Annotated in this window: 13 protein-coding genes; 8 read left to right on the top strand and 5 right to left on the bottom strand. The window is 49.9% G+C overall.

Going from position 1 to position 18,479, the window contains the following annotated elements; all coding sequences use genetic code 11:
* Positions 1-2: 2 nt before the first annotated feature.
* Positions 3-536: an RNA polymerase sigma factor gene (locus MJ611_RS10940; RefSeq protein WP_250429807.1), complete on the bottom strand. Its 534-nt coding sequence runs from the start codon at positions 534-536 to the stop codon at positions 3-5.
* A gap of 272 nt (positions 537-808) precedes the next feature.
* On the opposite strand from MJ611_RS10940, the gene MJ611_RS10935 reads away from it, so the two are divergent.
* The 3 genes from MJ611_RS10935 (at position 809) to MJ611_RS10925 (ending at position 6,808) form a co-directional block, all read left to right on the top strand.
* Positions 809-1,123, top strand: coding sequence for a hypothetical protein (locus MJ611_RS10935; RefSeq protein WP_250429806.1), 315 nt, complete (start codon positions 809-811; stop codon positions 1,121-1,123).
* A gap of 119 nt (positions 1,124-1,242) precedes the next feature.
* Complete coding sequence (locus MJ611_RS10930; RefSeq protein ID WP_250429805.1) at positions 1,243-5,634, top strand: CusA/CzcA family heavy metal efflux RND transporter; 4,392 nt, start codon at positions 1,243-1,245, stop codon at positions 5,632-5,634.
* A 1-nt stretch (position 5,635) separates the two neighbouring features.
* The gene (locus tag MJ611_RS10925; protein ID WP_250429804.1) at positions 5,636-6,808 is read left to right on the top strand and encodes an efflux RND transporter periplasmic adaptor subunit; all 1,173 of its coding nucleotides are present in this window, start codon (positions 5,636-5,638) and stop codon (positions 6,806-6,808) included.
* 183 nt (positions 6,809-6,991) lie between these two features.
* On the opposite strand, the gene MJ611_RS10920 is transcribed toward MJ611_RS10925, so the two are convergent.
* Positions 6,992-7,714: an arylesterase gene (locus tag MJ611_RS10920; RefSeq protein WP_250429803.1), complete on the bottom strand. Its 723-nt coding sequence runs from the start codon at positions 7,712-7,714 to the stop codon at positions 6,992-6,994.
* Positions 7,715-7,862: 148 nt separating this feature from the next.
* On the opposite strand from MJ611_RS10920, the gene MJ611_RS10915 reads away from it, so the two are divergent.
* Positions 7,863-8,576, top strand: a complete 714-nt coding sequence (locus MJ611_RS10915) for an ABC transporter ATP-binding protein (RefSeq protein WP_250429802.1) — start codon at positions 7,863-7,865, stop codon at positions 8,574-8,576.
* 147 nt (positions 8,577-8,723) lie between these two features.
* Positions 8,724-11,234: an ABC transporter permease gene (locus tag MJ611_RS10910; RefSeq protein WP_250430045.1), complete on the top strand. Its 2,511-nt coding sequence runs from the start codon at positions 8,724-8,726 to the stop codon at positions 11,232-11,234.
* A 158-nt stretch (positions 11,235-11,392) separates the two neighbouring features.
* Here the strand turns inward: MJ611_RS10910 and MJ611_RS10905 are convergent, their stop codons facing one another.
* The 3 genes from MJ611_RS10905 to MJ611_RS10895 form a co-directional block, all read right to left on the bottom strand.
* Entirely contained in the window at positions 11,393-11,755 is a 363-nt protein-coding gene (locus MJ611_RS10905) for a CoA-binding protein (RefSeq protein WP_250429801.1), read from the bottom strand.
* Between the two features lie 104 nt (positions 11,756-11,859).
* On the bottom strand, positions 11,860-13,437 hold the full coding sequence (locus MJ611_RS10900) for an NAD(P)/FAD-dependent oxidoreductase (protein ID WP_250429800.1): 1,578 nt from the start codon (positions 13,435-13,437) through the stop codon (positions 11,860-11,862).
* 173 nt (positions 13,438-13,610) lie between these two features.
* Complete coding sequence (locus MJ611_RS10895) at positions 13,611-14,576, bottom strand: tryptophan 2,3-dioxygenase family protein (RefSeq protein WP_250429799.1); 966 nt, start codon at positions 14,574-14,576, stop codon at positions 13,611-13,613.
* A gap of 347 nt (positions 14,577-14,923) precedes the next feature.
* On the opposite strand from MJ611_RS10895, the gene sdaAB reads away from it, so the two are divergent.
* Genes sdaAB through MJ611_RS10880 form a run of 3 tightly spaced genes read left to right on the top strand, consistent with a single transcriptional unit; the run spans position 14,924 to position 18,476 of the window.
* Entirely contained in the window at positions 14,924-15,601 is a 678-nt protein-coding gene (gene sdaAB, locus MJ611_RS10890) for an L-serine ammonia-lyase, iron-sulfur-dependent subunit beta (protein WP_250429798.1), read from the top strand.
* A 22-nt stretch (positions 15,602-15,623) separates the two neighbouring features.
* A complete protein-coding gene (locus tag MJ611_RS10885; RefSeq protein ID WP_250429797.1) occupies positions 15,624-17,078 on the top strand; it encodes a TolC family protein in 1,455 nt (484 codons plus the stop codon).
* A gap of 6 nt (positions 17,079-17,084) precedes the next feature.
* Positions 17,085-18,476: an efflux RND transporter periplasmic adaptor subunit gene (locus tag MJ611_RS10880; protein ID WP_250429796.1), complete on the top strand. Its 1,392-nt coding sequence runs from the start codon at positions 17,085-17,087 to the stop codon at positions 18,474-18,476.
* Positions 18,477-18,479 lie beyond the last annotated feature (3 nt).

Genomic DNA, 18,479 nt, shown 5'->3' with positions numbered 1-18,479 from the left:
TCTTAACTTGCTATAGCTTCTTCGCCGGTCAGCCTGCGCTGCAGCATGGCCCGTGCCTTGCTCAACTGCGACTTGGAAGTACCTTCCGTAATGCCCAGCATATCCGCTATTTCTTTATGGGAATAACCTTCAATGGCGTAGAGGTTGAATACCGCTCTGTAACCGGCAGGTAAGGTGCGCAGCAGTTCCATCAGTTCTCCTTCCGCTAGGTCGTGGTCGGCGCCGCTTACGCCGGCTACCTGTACATGGCTGTCTTCGATGGCCAGGTGCAAAGGCTCCTTCTTTCGTAAAAATCCGAGCGCCTCGTTTACCATAACGCGTCTTACCCAACCCTCAAAGCTTCCTTTGCCTTCGTACTGCCCTATGTTTTTATAGATCTTCATAAATCCGTTCAGCAGTGCTTCCTCAGCGTCCATCTGGTTTTTCAGGTAACGCAGGCATACCCCGTACATGGGCGATGCGTAACGCTCGTAAAGGCATTTCTGCGCTTTACTGTCAGCCCGCTGGCATCCTGCTATTAATTCCTGTTCCGTCACGCTGGGTAAAGGTTTTTCAAATATTGATTTCTTTTCGGGCTTTGGTTCAAGAGCTTTTTCAGCCTCTTTATCCTTTAGATGCAAGTACCCCGGGCGGAGGTTGCCTGAGGTAGAATAAATTTCTTACTTTTTTTGAAATATTCACTTTCCCTATACTATAAATAACTGACCCTCAACTATAAAATCTTTTACACTTTACAAAAACTGTTCTGAATTAAGAGGCTGGGCTTCAGCTTAGCGAATTATACTTTATATTTGCCCGCATGAAATTTATGGCGATCTTATTTAGCTTATACCTGTGCTGCATGGCGTGTCTGCCCTGCACGGATAAGGTAATGGACAGCCATGAGCACATTCCCAACCTGGTAGATGCAGCGCATACCACAGGCGATTCTGCTTTTCACGACGACACCTGTCCGGTTTTTTGCGGATGTGGCTGTTGCGCCACCTTTACCACTACAGTAGAGTCGGAGTTGATCGTGTTCCGCTTTTTCATTATTCCTCAAACCAAGCCACTGGTTTACCCGGAACTGGAAGAAACCCGCGTGGCCTTTACCTGGTGGCACCCGCCGCGGGCTATAGTTTAATCTGCTTTCCCTGCCTTTCAGCCTGCTCTGACTATACCACAAGTATAGCCTCAGCTTCTCATTACCACTTCTGAAAGGCAGTTTATTCTAATTTTTGATTAAGTAAACTATAGCTAACCATGTTTAAGAAGATCATCGAGTTTTCGATAGATAATAAACTGGTGGTGGGGCTTATGGTGCTGGCATTGGTAGTATGGGGCTCTTTTGCGCTCTCCCGGCTGCCCGTCGACGCCGTACCCGACATCACCAACAACCAGGTGCAAATTGTAACCTCATCGCCTACGCTGGCTGCGCAGGAGGTGGAGCGCTTTATTACCACACCTATAGAAATGTCGCTGGCCAATGTGCCTGATGTAGTGGAAATGCGCTCGGTATCACGTTTTGGCCTTTCTGTTATTACCGTAGTTTTTAAGGAGGAAGTAGACCAATACCTGGCCCGGCAAATGATAACCGAGCGGCTGGGCGAGGCGGAAGAGCTGATACCGGAACAGATGGGCAAGCCGGAACTGGCACCTGTTACAACCGGCCTGGGCGAAATTTTCCAGTACGTGCTGGTAAGCAAACCCGACAGCCCGAAGAAGTATAGCCCAACCGAACTCCGCACCATTCAGGACTGGATCGTGCGCCGCCAGTTGCTGGGCACCCCAGGCGTAGCCGATGTGAGCAGCTTCGGTGGTTTCCTGAAAGAATATGAGGTGGCCCTGAGCCCGGACAAGCTCCGAAGTATGAACCTGACGGTAACCGAAGTGGTATCGGCGCTGGAACAGAACAACGAGAACACAGGCGCTGCCTACATTGAGAAAAATCAGAATGCTTTCTTTATCCGTGGATTGGGTCTGGTAAATACGCTGGAAGACATCGAAAAAGTCGTGGTAAGCAACCGCAATGGTGTACCGGTTCTGGTAAGCGATGTTGCCCAGGTACAGTACGGACACCCGGTGCGTTACGGCGCACTTACCCGAAACACAGAAGGCGAGGTAGTAGGCGGCATTGTGCTTATGCTGAAAGGGGCTAATTCTTCTGAAGTAATTCAGAATGTACAGGATAAAGTAGCCAGCATACAAAGTACTTTACCGAAAGGTCTGGCCATTGAAGCGTACCTCGACCGCAGCGAACTGGTAGACAAGGCCATCAACACCGTAGCTAAAAACCTCATAGAAGGTGGCCTTATCGTGATTTTTGTGCTGGTGCTGTTGCTGGGCAACCTGCGTGCAGGTCTTGTAGTGGCGTCTGTTATCCCGCTTTCCATGCTGTTTGCGCTGGGCATGATGGACCTGTTTGGTGTTTCGGGTAACCTGATGAGCCTAGGTGCTATCGACTTTGGTTTGATCGTGGATGGGGCTGTGATTATAGTGGAAGGTGTGCTCCACTTTATAGTTGTGAAGAACAGAAACCTGCCGCTCCGCAAGCTCACGCAACGCGAAATGGACGAAGAAGTGAAAGGAGCGGCCTCTAACATCATGAATTCTGCTGCTTTTGGTATGCTCATCATCCTGATCGTGTACCTGCCTATTATGGCGCTGGTAGGCATTGAAGGTAAAATGTTCAAGCCAATGGCGCAGACGGTAAGCTTTGCCATACTTGGAGCCTTTATACTTTCCCTGACTTATGTGCCTATGGTTTCCACTTTGCTGCTGAGCAAAAAGACGAAGCACAAAGAGAATATCTCCGATAAGATCATGGCTGCTATAGAGCGTGTCTACATGCCGGTGATTCGCTTTGCATTGCATAGCAGAAAACTAGTGGTAGGAGCAGCAGTTCTGCTTTTCGCTTTCAGTTTGTTTGTGTTCAGCCGTATGGGAGGCGAGTTTTTGCCGGATCTGGAAGAAGGCGACTTTGCCATGGACCTGCGCCTGGTGCCCGGTGCTTCTTTAACGCAAACGATAGAAACCACTACCAAAGCCAGCGAAATCCTTTTAAAGCAGTTCCCGGAAGTAACCGAAGTGATCGGTAAAATAGGTACAGCCGAGATCCCTACCGACCCTATGCCCATTGAAGCCGCAGACGTCATGATCCTGCTAAAAGAGAAAGACGAGTGGACCAGCGCCAGCAATCGCCAGGAACTAGCCGCCAAAATGAACGAAGCGCTGAAAGTGTTGCCGGGAGTCAACTATGGTTTCCAGCAGCCTATGCAGCTACGCTTTAACGAGCTGATGACTGGTGCCCGCCAGGATGTTGCCATTAAAATTTATGGCGAAGACCTGGACCAGCTTTCCGAACTGGCTGCACAAGTAGACAAACTGATATCGCCGGTGGCAGGGGTACAGGATGTGTTTGTAGAAGAAGTAACTGGCCTGCCGCAGATAGTAGTGGAGTATAACCGCTCTAAAATGTCGCAGTATGGTTTGCAGGTAGCCGATGTGAATACGGTGCTCCGGACAGCTTTTGCTGGTCAGGCTGCCGGCGCTGTGTACGAAGGCGACAAGCGTTTTGACTTGGTAGTGCGCATGGAAGGCGGTTCGCGCCAGGACCTGCAGGACATCGAAAATCTGTACATCCCGCTTCCGCAGGGTGGGCAGGTGCCGGTACAACAGGTTGCTGCTATCCGCTTTGAAGAAGGCCCTATGCAGATTTCCCGCGAAGAAGGTCGCCGCCGCATTGTGGTTGGCTTTAACGTGCGTGAGCGTGATGTGGAGTCTATCGTTTCTGAGATTCAGGCGAAACTGGCTCAGCAACTGCCGCTGCCAGCTGGCTACTTCATTACTTACGGCGGTCAGTTCGAGAACCTTGTTGCTGCAAAAGATCGTCTTTCTATTGCTGTACCAGCAGCTCTGTTGCTTATACTTTTCCTCTTATACTTAACCTTTAACTCCGTAAAGCAAAGTCTGCTCATTTTCACGGCTATACCTTTATCAGCTATCGGAGGGATCTTCGCACTTTGGCTGCGTGATATGCCTTTTAGTATCTCGGCTGGGGTAGGCTTTATTGCTTTGTTTGGCGTGGCTGTACTTAACGGTATTGTACTGATCGGGTACTTTAACCAGCTTAAAGAGGAAGGCATGAAAGATGTATACGAGCGCGTAATCAAAGGTACCAGCGTACGTCTGCGGCCAGTTATCATGACAGCTTCCGTGGCTGCACTAGGCTTTCTGCCGATGGCGTTGTCAGGTTCTGCCGGAGCCGAAGTACAACGTCCGCTGGCAACAGTTGTGATAGGAGGCTTGTTCACATCTACCTTACTGACGCTGGTAGTGCTGCCGGTACTCTATTACATCTTCACGTCTAAAGAAAAGCCAACGAAGAAAAAATCCATACCTGAAGCTATTCCGGCTGCCCTTATAATTTGCTTTATACTTGACGCAGGATCAGTATCAACTGCACAAGCGCAATCAAACCAGCAGCCGCTGAACCTGCAGGAAAGTATACAATATGCGAAGGAAAATAACCTCAGTCTGAAAAGTGCAGGTTATGGTTTAGAGCGGGAGCAGGCCTTGCGCGGAGCAGCAACCGATCTGCCAAAAACCAACCTCAACTATAGCTGGGGCCAGATCAGCACGGCGAATAAAGATGAGAATATCTCGATTTCACAGCAGTTCGCTTTCCCGACCGTGTACCGCGACCAGGCTAAACTGGCTGACGCTACCATACAGCAGGCCGAAGCAAGAAAACTGGTTGTGGAACGGGAACTGGTGCGTGACGTAAAGCAGGCTTATTACCAGCTGCAATTCCAGAACGCCCGCCTGAAACTGTTGCAACAGCAGGATACGCTGTACGGCCGCTTCACCAAAGCTGCCAATGTTCGTTTTAAGACAGGCGAAACAAGTTACCTGGAACAAGCCACTGCTGAAACCAGAAGTCTGGCCCTGCGCACCGAACTGCAGCAGGCACAGACCGATGTACAAATAGCCAAACGCCGTTTGCAGCAATTGCTTCAGGCACAGGAGCCTGTAACTTTTGCAGTAGAGCAGCTGAATAAGCGCCAGACAGCTGCTTTAACCGATACAACAGGGGCTAATACTAACCCCTATGCTGCCTACCTGAAGAGCGAACTGCAAATTGCCTCCCGTCAGACAAAATTAGAGCAATCTCGTATGCTGCCAGACGTTACAGTAGGCTACTTCAACCAAACCTTTATAGGCGAAACCCCGGCTGAAAACCCGAACCGCATGTATACTTCCGGCGACCGCTTTACTGGCTTTGAAGCAGGTATAGCTTTGCCCCTCTGGTTTGGAGCGCAGAAATCGCGTGTAAAAGCAGCCAAACTAAACGAGGAGGCGGTTAAGAGCCAGGTAGCGTACCAGCAGCAGCTTATACTTACCGAGTTGCAGAACCTGGCGCAGGAACTACAGAAGCATATAACCACACTTGCATACTTTGAGCAGGGCGCATTGCGTCAGGCAGAGCAGATGACAAAAGCCGCCGAACTGAGCTTCCGCACCGGCGACATCGACTATATAGAGTATGTGCAGGCACTGGATCAGGCTTATCAGCTTAAGAGCAATCATCTCAACGCCCTCCGCGACTACAATCAAACTATTATCAGCCTAGAGTTTACAGCAGGAATCGAATAACATGAAATCATCAAACCTAACTATACTTATACTTTGCGGCTTTATCAGCCTGACCTCCTGCTCGCAGCAGGAGCAAACCGAGCAGTCTCCGGCAGCCACTGCAGAGCCTGTAGCCTCCACTTCGCCAGATCTGGTTACTTTCTCTGAACAACAGCAGCAGGTAAGCGGCATCAAGCTGGGCAATATCAAAAATATAAGCCTTTCGGCGCGTGTCGTAGCTAACGGACAGCTTGAGCTGCCACCTCATAACAAGGCAAGTATCAACCCTTTAATGGGTGGGGTGGTGAGAAGTATAAACGTGAAAGAAGGCGAGTATGTGCAGAAAGGCAAAGTACTGGCAACTATAGAAAACCCGGAGCTGATAAAGCTTCAGCAGGAGTACCTGACTACCCGTAACCAACTAGCATATGCTGAGCAGGACTACGAGCGCCAGAACACACTGAACAAAGAGCAGGTGGGATCTCGCAAAAAGTTTGAGCAGGCACAAACCGATGTACAGGTACAACGTGCCCGTCAGAAAGCCTTGGCTACGCACCTTACAACCATGGGTATTTCGCCAAAGCGGGTAGAAGCAGGCCAGATAACGTCTACTGTTGCCATCACAGCACCAATCAGCGGTTTTGTAAACGAGATTGCTGTTAATATAGGCACTTATGCGCAGCCGGGTCAGGATATGTTCGAGATTGTAGACAACCACCACCTGCACCTTATCCTGAACGTGTTTGAAAAAGATTTTAGCAAAATGGCAGTAGGGCAGAAGGTGGAGTTTACAATGCCTAATGTTGCCGGAGCGCCTCTTGAAGCTAAAGTATTCTCCTTAGGTAAAGCTTTTGAAGGCGACTCGCGCATGGCAACAGTACACGCCGAGCTTGTGAACAACGAAAACAAGAACCTGCTGCCAGGCATGTACGTGAACGCGCAGATCCTGGCAGGAAAGCAGGAACTGCCTGCCTTGCCTGAAGAAGCTGTGGTACGATACAAAAACAAGCACTACATTTTCCTGAAAGATGCGCCAACAGCTTTTAGAATGGCGGAAGTGGAGACTGGCGTAGCGGAAAACGGATTTGTAGAAGTAAAGCCTGTTAAACAATTGCCTGACAAGGCGCAGATCGTAACCAAAGGCTCCTACTTTATACTTGCCGAGAAGATGAAGTCTGAAGTAGCGGAAGATTAACCGAGATCGGAAGCAACCTATACAAAAACAGCGGCGGCCCTCGCAAAGAGGAACCGCCGCTGTTTATTTTTCAACTTTTAGCCATGCTTTTATACGCAGGCATGGGTTGTTAATGTTTCAACTTTATTAAAAAATTTTAAAATATATTTCAGAGCCCGTCGTTTTAACGCGAAAATAAAGGTTTTAGCTGCTTGCCTGCTCTTTCAAAATAGGCTCCAGTACCTGCCAGGTATTTTGAGCCAATATTTTCTGCCCCTCCACAGTCGGGTGTATGCCATCGCCCTGGTTCAGTTCACGCTCCCCAGCCACGCCTTCCAATAAGAAAGGAATCAGCGCGACATCCTTGTCCTTTGCCAGGCGGGCGTATACTTCCCGAAACTCCGATGCAAACTGCTGTCCCATACTTGGCGGAATCTGCATGCCTGCAAGTATGATCTGCGCCTCCGGATTTTTTGCCCGTACCTTATCTATGATAGTACCCAGGTTGCGGTAGGTTTCTTTCGGGTTAATACCTCGCAAGCCATCGTTCGCACCGAGTTCCAGCACAAAAACATCTACCGGCTGCTTCAGTATCCAGTCTACCCGGCTTTTGCCGCCCGCCGAGGTTTCGCCGCTTACCCCGGCATTTACGGCCTTGTAAGGCAATCCCAACGAATCAATGTGCTGCTGTATCAGGGCAGGGAAGGCCTGATCCGGCTCCAGGCCATAACCCGCTGTCAAACTGTTGCCAAAGAACACAATCGTCTTCGTTTTCTCAGCAGTTGCTGTATTTTCTTCTTTCTTCGTTTGGGTCGTGGCAGTTGCTTGGCTGGCTTCTACACTGTCTGTTTGCTCTGCCTGACCGCAACTGTAAAAGAACATCAGTCCGAGTAAGTAAAGGGTTAAAAACTTGCTCTTCATTACCATATATGCGTTTTTTTCTTAAATTTAATCTTTGTGTATCAAAAACCTATAACGGGTCTAAACAGTTATTGGGTTTAGGATATAAATTCCGGCACCTGATGCTCCTTGCAGGCGCCTGTTCCTTTTCTTAGAACAAAATAACCGATAAAGCGTGTCCACGATACTTGAAATAAAAAACCTGGCCAAGACCTATAAAAGTGGCGACCGCCACCTGACCGTGCTGGAAGGTATAAACTTTACCTTAAACGCCGGTGATACCTGCTCCATTGTGGGCCCGTCGGGAAGTGGCAAAACAACCCTGCTGGGCCTGTGTGCCGGCCTCGACCGCGCCAGCACCGGCTCTGTTATACTAAACGGGATAAAACTCGATAACCTATCGGAGGATGAGCGGGCGCAGGTGCGCAACCAGTATGTAGGTTTTGTTTTCCAGAACTTTCAGCTGATCCCGACGCTGACCGCGCTGGAGAATGTGATGGTGCCGCTGGAACTGCGGGGCGAGCGCAATGTGCAGAAGCAGGCGATGGAATTGCTGGGACGTGTGGGTCTTGCTGAGCGCCACGACCATTACCCGACACAGCTATCGGGTGGGGAGCAGCAGCGCGTGTCGCTGGCAAGGGCCTTTTCGAACAGACCCACCATACTTTTTGCCGATGAGCCCACTGGTAACCTGGATGAGGAAACGGGCGAGCACGTGGAGCAACTGCTTTTCGATCTGAACCGAGAGGCAGGCACTACGCTGGTACTGGTTACCCACGACCTGGAACTTGCCGAAAAGACGCAGCGCATCATCCGCATCAAAGGCGGCCATGTGGTATCCGACACAGGTGCTCCGGAAATTATTGCCACCCGGGACGCAGAACAATAAGGATTCGCTGGAATCAAAGAGTTCATACCTCATCCAGCATTCACTCATTCAGTTATTTACTCATTCAAAAATCAACCCGCCTCTGTGCCTGATATAAAAATAAAACCGGAAGACAAACCGAAGCTACGCCTCAGATGGCTCCTGAAAATGGCCTGGCGCGATACACGTCGTAACCGGGGCAAACTGCTGCTTTTCCTTTCGTCCATCGTGCTGGGTATTGCCGCGCTGGTGGCCATTAATTCTTTCCGCGAAAGCCTTCATGATGCCATCGATTCCAAAGCCCGCACTCTGATTGGGGCTGATATGGTGATAGGCATGAACAAGGAGCCCGACTCGCTGGCCCTGGCGCTGGTAGATTCTGTGAAGAATTTGGGGGTGCGCTCGGATGAGAACCGCCTGCTTTCCATGGTATACTTTAAACGCACCGATGACACCCGCCTGGTGCAGGTACGGGCGCTGGAGGGAAGCTTTCCATACTTTGGGTCTATCGAAACAGAGCCCAAAGAAGCCAGCCGTACGTTCCGGCAGGGGCGCCGGGCGCTGGTAGACCACAACCTGATGCTGCAGTACAATGCCCAGCCCGGCGACTCTATCCGGGTAGGAGAGATGAGTTTTGAGATAGCAGGCGCTCTGCACAAGATCCCGGGGCAGTCGGCACTGACGGCCACAGTAGCACCGGCTGTGTACATCCCACGCCAGTACCTGCCCGAAACCGGCCTGATGCAACGTGGCAGCCGCGTGTCTTACTACTATTACTATAGCTTACCACCAACGGTAAACCCCGATACGCTGGGTAAGCGCCTGGACCCGCGCCTGGAAGAGTATGGCATGTTCTACGACACCGTAGAGACTCGTAAAAAAAGTATGGGCCGTGCTTACGACGATCTGGCCCGATTTCTGGGGCTGGTTGGTTTTGTGGCCCTGCTCTTGGGCTGCGTGGGGGTTGCCAGTGCTGTGCATGTGTACATCCGGGAGAAGCTGGCCACCATCGGTATACTTCGCTGCCTGGGCATGAGCGGCAAACAGGCCTTCCTGATCTACCTTTTCCAGGTGCTGGGGATGGGCTTGTTGGGAGGCCTGGCTGGTGCTGTACTGGGTAGCATTGTGCAACTGGTGCTGCCGGAGCTGTTCAAGTCATTTTTGCCGGTTGATGTGGAAGCATCTTTCTCGTGGCTGGCTGCTTTGCAGGGTATTTTGCTGGGCGGTGTGGTATCGGTGCTGTTTGCGCTGTTGCCGCTGCTTTCCATCCGGCAGGTATCTCCACTGATCACACTGCGCGCTTCTGTCGAACACCTGACCAGCCAGAAAGACCCGTTGCGCTGGGGAGTATACGCGCTGCTTTTCCTGTTTATACTTCTGTTTTCGCGCTGGCAGCTGGGCACGTGGTGGCAGGCGCTCGCTTTTGCAGGTGGCGTTGTGGCTGCATTTGCTATACTGGCAGTGCTGGCGGTAGGCCTTACCTGGGTGGTACGCCGTTTCTTCCCAAGCCATTGGGGCTACGTGTGGCGGCAAGGACTGGCTAACCTGTACCGCCCGAATAACCAGACACTGCTGCTGACAGTTTCTATCGGTTTGGGCACTGCCCTGATCGGGACTTTATACCTGGTGCAACGAACGCTCCTGAGCGATGTAGCCATTGCAGGTAGCGCCAACCAGCCAAACCTGGTGCTTTTCGACATCCAGAATTCACAAAAGGAGGAGGTACTACAAATCACCAAACAGGATAGTCTGCCGGTGCTTCAGATTGCGCCAATTGTATCGGTACGACTGGATAAAGTAAATCAACTTACCGGAGCGGATGTGCGCAAGGATACCACGCTGGGCATACCACCCTGGCTGTTTACGCGGGAGTACCGCATCACCTACCGCAGCAAGCTGATCAACGGAGAAGAAACGGCTGCAGGCGAGTGGAAAGGTAAGTATGACGGCATTCAGGCGCTGATACCTATCTCACTGGAAGATCGTTACGCCGAACGCATTAAAGTAAAGCTGGGAGATACACTGGTGTTCAACGTACAGGGAGCACCGGTATCGACTCGGGTGGCGCACTTGCGCACGGTGGAGTGGAACCGGGTACAGAGTAATTTCCTGGTAGTATTTCCGGAGGGCGTGCTGGAAGAAGCTCCACAATTCCATGTGCTGATGACACGCTCCAAAGACGATGCGCAGGCAGCCCGTTTCCAGCGCCGGATTGTGGACCGTTTCCCCAACATCTCCGCCATCGGCCTTGATCTTATACTTCAAACACTGGACGAAGTGGTCAGCCAGATCTCTTTTGTGATCCAGTTCATGGCTTTGTTCAGCATCGCTACCGGTTTGCTGGTACTGATCGGATCGGTGAATGTGAGCAAATTTCAGCGGGTGCAGGAGAGCGTACTGCTCAGAACCTTAGGGGCCAGCCGCCGGCAGATCTTTTCGATCACCTCCTTAGAGTACCTGCTGTTAGGTGCTCTGGCAGCAGCTACCGGTTTGATCATTTCCATCGGAGCAGCCTGGGCGTTATCAGTTTACAGCTTCAAAGTTGATTTTGCGCCGGTACTGTGGCCCTTGGCAGTGATTTTTGTGCTCGTAACGTTGCTGACAGTTATCGTAGGTTTGCTAAACAGCAGAGGTATTCTGGTGAGGCCGCCGCTGGAAGTGCTGCGCCGGGAAGCGTAGGAGTTAGGATAAAGTATAAAAACAAAAAAGGGATCTCTTGAAAGATCCCTTTTTCTCAACAAGCATAAGACAACAAATGCCATCTGCTTGTTTGATACTCTTTATACGCCCTTGCTCCAAGCTAGGTTATACTCAAAGTATAAATTTTTAAAAAAATATTAGTACGTGTCGGAAGCCAACATCACCAGCGTACAGTGGTGGAGCGTTTCGATATTGGCATCTGCAGCCATCTGCTCGAGCTCCCGGTTCTCTGTGCCCGGGTTAAAGATAATGCGCTTCGGCTTCAGCGACAGGATGTAATCGTACCACGAAGGTTGGTTTTGCGGCCCCACATACAGAGTTACCGTGTCCACATCTTTTACCTCTGCGTTTTTATCGGTAATGATAGGCATACCACCCACTTCACCTTTCCGTATTCCAACAGGTACTACCTCATGCCCATGCTTCTGCAGCCGGTTAACGGCCAGGTAAGCATAGCGGGACGGATTATCAGTAGCACCCAGAACAACTGTCTTTTTCATAGTATCAGCGTTATAAAATCCAATCAATTCCTATAGTTTACCGAGCTTGTCTTCAGATCGTTATAAATCAACACACTCTAAGGTAGATACAAAGGCAACAGCTGCTATATAACCCTTTTTACCTTTGCAGCCACCATCTCTGCACAGCGCTCCCCGTCCATTGCCGCCGACACGATTCCTCCTGCATAACCGGCTCCCTCACCACAAGGGTAGAGATTCTTTATCTGCACATGCTCCAGTGTTTCTCGGTCGCGCGGAATGCGGACAGGAGAGGAGGTGCGGCTTTCAACCCCGATGATCTGCGCCTCGTTGCTGAGGTACCCGCGCATTTTACCGCCAAAGGCTTTGAATCCTTCCCGCAGGCGATAGGCCATGTCCGGCGAGAACAACTGGTTCATATCCACAGGCGTTAATCCGGGCTGGTACGACGTTTCCAGCAGTGCTCCGCCGGTTTTTTGCCTGGTAAAATCTTCGAGTAGCTGAGCAGGTGCTTTCTGGGTGCCTCCTGCCATTTCACAGGCTTTCTGCTCCAGGGCCTGCTGCATGCGCAAACCTGCAAGCGGGCCATACTGCTTCAGATCCATATCTTCCAGCTCGATGGCCACCACAATGCCCGAGTTAGCATAACGGGAGTCGCGGCGGCTTGGCGACATACCATTTACCACCACCTCGCCGGGTGCCGTGGCAGAAGGCACAATAAAGCCCCCCGGACACATGCAGAACGAGAAAATGCCCCGCTGCTTGTTGTTGTAGACTGTCTGGTGCACGAGCGCATAGGAGGAAGCTGGCAGCCAACCTCCGCGGTCTTCGCACTTATACTGTATCTTGTCAATCAGGCGCTGTTGGTGCTCTGCGCGTACGCCCATAGCAAATGGCTTGGCCTCGATCGTGATACCTTTCTGATGCAGCAACTCGAAAATGTCGCGGGCACTGTGGCCGGTAGCAAGTATAACCGATTCGCCTGTATACTCCTGACCATCCTGCGTTACAACACCTTTCATCTCGCCCTGCTCCACAATAAAATCTGCTACGCGCTTATCGAACAGCACTTCGCCACCGGCAGCTATAATAGACTCCCGGATATTGGAGATGATCACGGGCAACTTGTTCGTACCGATGTGTGGGTGCGCATCGAAAAGGATATCGGATGTAGCACCGTGCTGTACTAAAATCTGAAGGATACGCTGCAGGTCGCCCCGCTTTTTGGATCGGGTATAAAGTTTGCCGTCCGAATAAGTACCGGCACCACCTTCGCCAAAACAATAATTGGAGTCAGGATTAACCACATGCTCTTTGTTGATGGCTGCCAGGTCACGGCGGCGGGCGCGTACGTCCTTACCACGCTCCAGCACAATGGGTTTTAAACCAAGCTCAATGGCACGAAGGGCAGCAAACAAACCGGCTGGGCCAGCACCCACAATGATCACTTTCGGGGCATTGCTTACATTAGAGTAGCTGTAAGTAGGGCTGATAACATCCGCAGGAGGGTTGTCTAAGTATAGATCGGCACGAACGCGAAGCTGAACACTACGGCCACGCGCATCGATGGAACGCTTGATGCGGTGGATGAATTTAACATCCTCAGACTTTACGCCTGCACTCTTCAGGAGCTCGCGCTCCAGTAGCTGGTTGTCGTACGCCACCTCCGGCGACAACACCACTTCAATTTCTTTCTTCCTCATGTACAACAGGTAAGGTAGTTAACCTTAAACTTAAAATTCAATTTTGAATGACTGAATGAGTGATTGTGTGAATAAGTTAGAAGTACAATCCTTCAATCACTGCAAAATTATGACAGAATTTGTTGCAAAAACATTCAATATTCGCTCAATCACTCATTCAAAATTCACAATTCCTATATATCTCCGTTCAGCACTTTCTCAACCCAGCCTTTGCCCCAGTTGCCCAGTTCTTCCTCCGTCCATAGTTCCGGGAAGAAAATGCGTTTCTGAAATTTTGGAGGCAGGTACTTTTGCCAGTTCGTACCGCCGGTTGCGGCAATTACTTCCGGGTCGCGCTGCAGGTAACGTACAGCAGACTTATAGTGCATTAGCGGCCAATTCACGTTCACGTTGCTGTCGAGCTCGCGCATCTGCCGGATGAGCTTTGGATTTTGCTGCTCCTGCTCCGGCAATTGCTTGTACACGGCCCACACGTTCTTGTGCTCATACTCTCTGGCAAACTGGATCAGGTGGTTGGTATACTTTTCCTCAAACCGGATCAGGGTAAGGGTTTTGGCACCGGAAGATACTTCTGTGGCGCCTTCCTTCCAGTAAATGCAGCCCATCAGTTCTTCCTGGGTGCTTTGCAGGCCCAAGGCTTTCCGCTTCTCCTTGTCGGTAAGGTTACGAAGCTCTGTAGAGGCAATCTCAATCATGCGGTACTGCACCGACTGAAAACCACTGGCAGGCATGAGCGCCATCCTAAACTGCAGGAACTGCTTGGGGTCCATGCCATCGACCATCACATCAAACGAGTCGATCAGGTTCTCAAAGTAGCGGTTGATGCGCTTCAAGCGTTTTGTTAGCACTTCAGACGTAATCTGCTTGTCTTCACCCATTTGTCGGTACTCCTCCAGGCAAAGCTTAAAGTATAGCTCCGTGATCTGGTGGTACATGATGAAGATCTTCTCATCCGGAATGGTGGTACGAGGGTTCTGAAGACTCAGCAGCGTGTCAAGGTGGATGTAATCCCAGTAGTTAAGAAAATCAGTGTGGTACAGGCCCTCGAGGTAGGCAGCCAGGTCCTGGCCGAGGGGCACGTATTTCTCCTCCAGCCGCTTGAGCTGTTCTAGCACTTCAGGTTTGAAGATCTGATCCATAGTTTTCAGTTTTTAGGCGAGACAAGCAAAATCGGTACAAAGTAACTAAACTATTGCAATAGACAGACGAACTGCCGAATTTTCTGTCATACCTGCTGATAGTAGGCGAAAGGCAAGAACAAATGATGTATTTTCAGGCAACCATATCATACTTCTCAGCATCAGACAAATACCCCAACACCTGCTCAACAACAGGCCCAATGACAAATTGGTAGGGGCAGGTGTCTGATTAGTAGAGCAAAAGGCGCTGTTAGTATAAATACGGTTATTTATGTTGCGGAAACATGTAAAACTAGCGCTAAATTGCTAAATTTGGTTTTTACGATATTACCCAGAATATTTTTACAATGGCAGAAAAAAGTAGTGTTTTTGATATGATCGGGCCTGTAATGATCGGGCCATCGAGTTCGCATACAGCAGGGGTGGTACGTATTGCCCGTGCTGCCATCAGAGTGTTAGGTGCTGCGCCGGAAGAGGCGGTTATTACCTTTTATAATTCTTTTGCCCGCACTTACGAAGGCCACGGCAGCGACCGGGCTATTGTGGCTGGCTTGCTTGATTTTAAAACCGACGACAAGCGCATCAAAGAAGCATTCGACCATGCAAAGGAGCGCGGCCTGAAGTATACCTTCAAATCGGTAGGCAATGCATCTACCATGCACCCCAATACCATCAAATTAAACCTGAAAGCCGGCGACCGTGAGGTAGAGGTAATTGGGCAGAGCCGTGGCGGTGGTGTGATCAAGATCGTGGAAGTGGATGGCTTTACGGCCAATTTTTCTGCGAACCTGCACACGCTCATCATCGACGCAGCCGACGTGAAAGGAAGCATCGCCTTTATTGCCTCCGTTATTGCGCACGACGACTGCAACATCGCCACCATGAACGTTTCCAGAAAAGGTCGAAACGAGATGGCCCGCCAGTTCATAGAAATGGACTCTGGCATCAAGCCAATCACTTTAGAATACCTGAAACAGCTTAGCTGGGTGAAGCACGTGGTGTACATCCCAAACATCGACCTATAGGTAACTTGATATACCTAAAACTATGAAAAAATCAACCAAATTAATGCTAACTCTTGTGCTAGGTACGATGCTGTTGTCAGCTCCTGCTACAGCACAGGAAAATCCCGGTGAGGGTGGCTGGACTTTATTGGAAGCCATTGAATATGCTAAAAAGAACAACTTACAGGTAAAACAAACCCGCGCCAACCGCGATTTGGATGCTGTTTCGTTGAATCAGGCACGCCTTGATCGATTGCCGAGCTTAAATGGCGCAGCCACCAGCACCTTCAGTTCTGGAACAACCGTTGACCCCACCGTACAGGAATTAAGAAGGGTTGATTATACTTCTTTAGGATTACAGGCAGGTGCTTCAGTACCTCTGTTCATGGGCTTTCAGCAAATCAACCGTATTAAACAGTTTGGATTAGATCTGCAGGCCAGCGAACAAGATATTTTAGCAATTCAGGACGACATAACACTTCAGATAATCACCTCTTATCTGAATATCCTGTTTGCGGAAGAGCTAACTAAAACGGCTGAGTTGCAACGAAACACTACACAGCAACAGCTGGACCGAACCAGGATCTTGTTCAAAGCCGGTAGTGTTGCGGAAAACGCTGTTTTGGATCTTGAGTCACAATTATCGACAGATGAGCTTGATATCATCAATGCTCAAAATCAGCGCGATATTTCTCGCCTGGCTCTTATTCAACTCCTGAACTTGGAAGATGAACAGGCAAAAGAGTTTGAAATCATCATACCTGAAATACCGGAGCCCGATGCTAACCCTGTGTTAGTAAATCCAGGAATGGTATACGATGTGGCAAATCAGACACGCCCGGGAGTGAAAGCAGCTGATTTACGCGTTCTTAGTTCGACAAAAGCACTTGATGTAGCCCGGGGTGCCTACTACCCAAGACTTACATTGAATGCGGGTATAAATACGTTTTATAATAGCCAAGGCCAGTTGTTTGATCCAAGCGGAGAGTTAGAGAAAAGAACCCTTGGCTTTACAAATGAGAATGGTACAGAAGAGCTGGTTATATACACTCCAGGTCTGACACCCCGCGACTACCCTTTTAACGATCAATTAAAAGACGGTATCGGTGAGCAGATTGGCTTATCTTTAAACATACCGATATTTAACGGGTTTTTAGTACGAAATAATATACAGCGCGCTAAGATAAGTCAGCTTAACGCAAAACTAAATGCCGATATTCAGCGCAACCAGCTTCGCCAAACCATTGAGCAGGCTTATGTAGATGCCATGGCGTCACAACGGAAGTTTACAGCTGCGAAACAACAACTTACTGCGTTGGAGAAAAACTATAAGAATGCAGAACTACGCCTGAACAGTGGCGTGATCAATACGGTTGATTTCTACGTGATCACGAATAACTATCGCACGGCGCAGTCAAATGTAATTCAGGCTAAATACGAATATACCTTCAAACTTAAGGTTCTGGACTTTTACCAGGGTAAGGAAATCACTTTATAAAAAACTATGGCTGCTAAAAAATCAGGCAAACTCATTCCTATACTTATCGGTGTTCTTGTACTGGTGCTGGTTGGCGCCCTTGTCGCTAAAAAGGCCGGCTGGATCGGTAAAGACGAAGGAACGGAAGTGGTGCTTTCGGAAGTAAAAAGAAATCAGATTGTAGAAAAAGTGAGCGCCTCAGGCAAAGTACAGCCGGAAACCGAAGTAAAGATCAGCCCGGATGTATCCGGTGAGATCATTGAGCTGAACGTGGAAGAAGGTGACTCCGTGGTGAAAGGCCAGTTATTGCTGCGCATACGCCCGGATAACTATCAGTCGTTTGTAGATGCCCAGCAGGCTGCGGTAAATGCTGCCCGCGCTAACCTGTCACAGGCGAAAGCCAGACTGGCACAGGCGCAGGCAAACAATGTGCAGGTAACCCAGAACTATAACCGCAACAAGCAGCTTTTCGACCAGAAAGTCATATCGGAAGCAGAATTCCAGCAAACCAAAGCTGCTTACGAAGGCGGAAAACAGGAAGTGGAATCGCTGCGCCAGAGTGTGCGTGCATCAGAATTCAACGTGCAGAATGCACTCGCCTCCCTGAAAGAAGCCCGCGAGAACCTGAACAAGACCACTATTTATGCACCGGTGAGTGGCACCGTATCAAAACTGAATGTAGAGCGCGGCGAACGCGTGGTGGGTACATCGCAGATGGCGGGTACAGAGATCATGCGCATTGCCAACCTCAACAACATGGAAGTACGCGTGAACGTGAATGAGAACGACATCATCCGTGTTGGCCTCGGAGACTCTGTTGACGTTGAGGTAGACTCCTACATTACCAAGGATGAAAAGTTCAAAGGCGTGGTGACTGCTATTGCTAACACGGCAAAGGATGCAACTACGCTAGAGGCCGTTACAGAATTTGAAGTGCGTATTCGCCTGCTCAACGAATCTTACAGCCACCTGTCACAAAAGAGAGCCCGTCCTTTCCGCCCTGGCATGACCGCATCGGTTGACATTATCACAGAGCGAAAAAACAACGTTTTATCTGTACCTTTGTCGGCAGTAACGACACGCTCTACCGAAAAGGATTCAGACACAGAAGATATAAAAGGCAGGGACGAAGAGGAGAACGCAGGCGAAGAACAAAAGGCAGCCGCACCAGCAAAGGTAGAGGAAGTGGTTTTTGTATACGATGCCAACAATACCGTAAAAGCGGTAAAAGTAAAAACCGGCATCAGCGATTTTGATAACATTGAGATTTTAGACGGCCTGAAAGAAGGTGAAAAAGTAGTTTCAGGGCCATTCAGAGCTGTATCGAAAACCCTGAAAGATGGAGCAAAGGTAGCAGTAAAAGACGCCAAGTCGCTGGACAAGTCGGCTCTCGCTGCTGATAATACTGACGAAGAATAACGA

The organism is Pontibacter ruber, assembly GCF_023630205.1.
GTDB lineage: Bacteria > Bacteroidota > Bacteroidia > Cytophagales > Hymenobacteraceae > Pontibacter > Pontibacter ruber.
The sequence above is the reverse complement of the archived record's forward strand: the minus strand, read 5'-3'. Positions and strand labels throughout refer to the sequence as shown.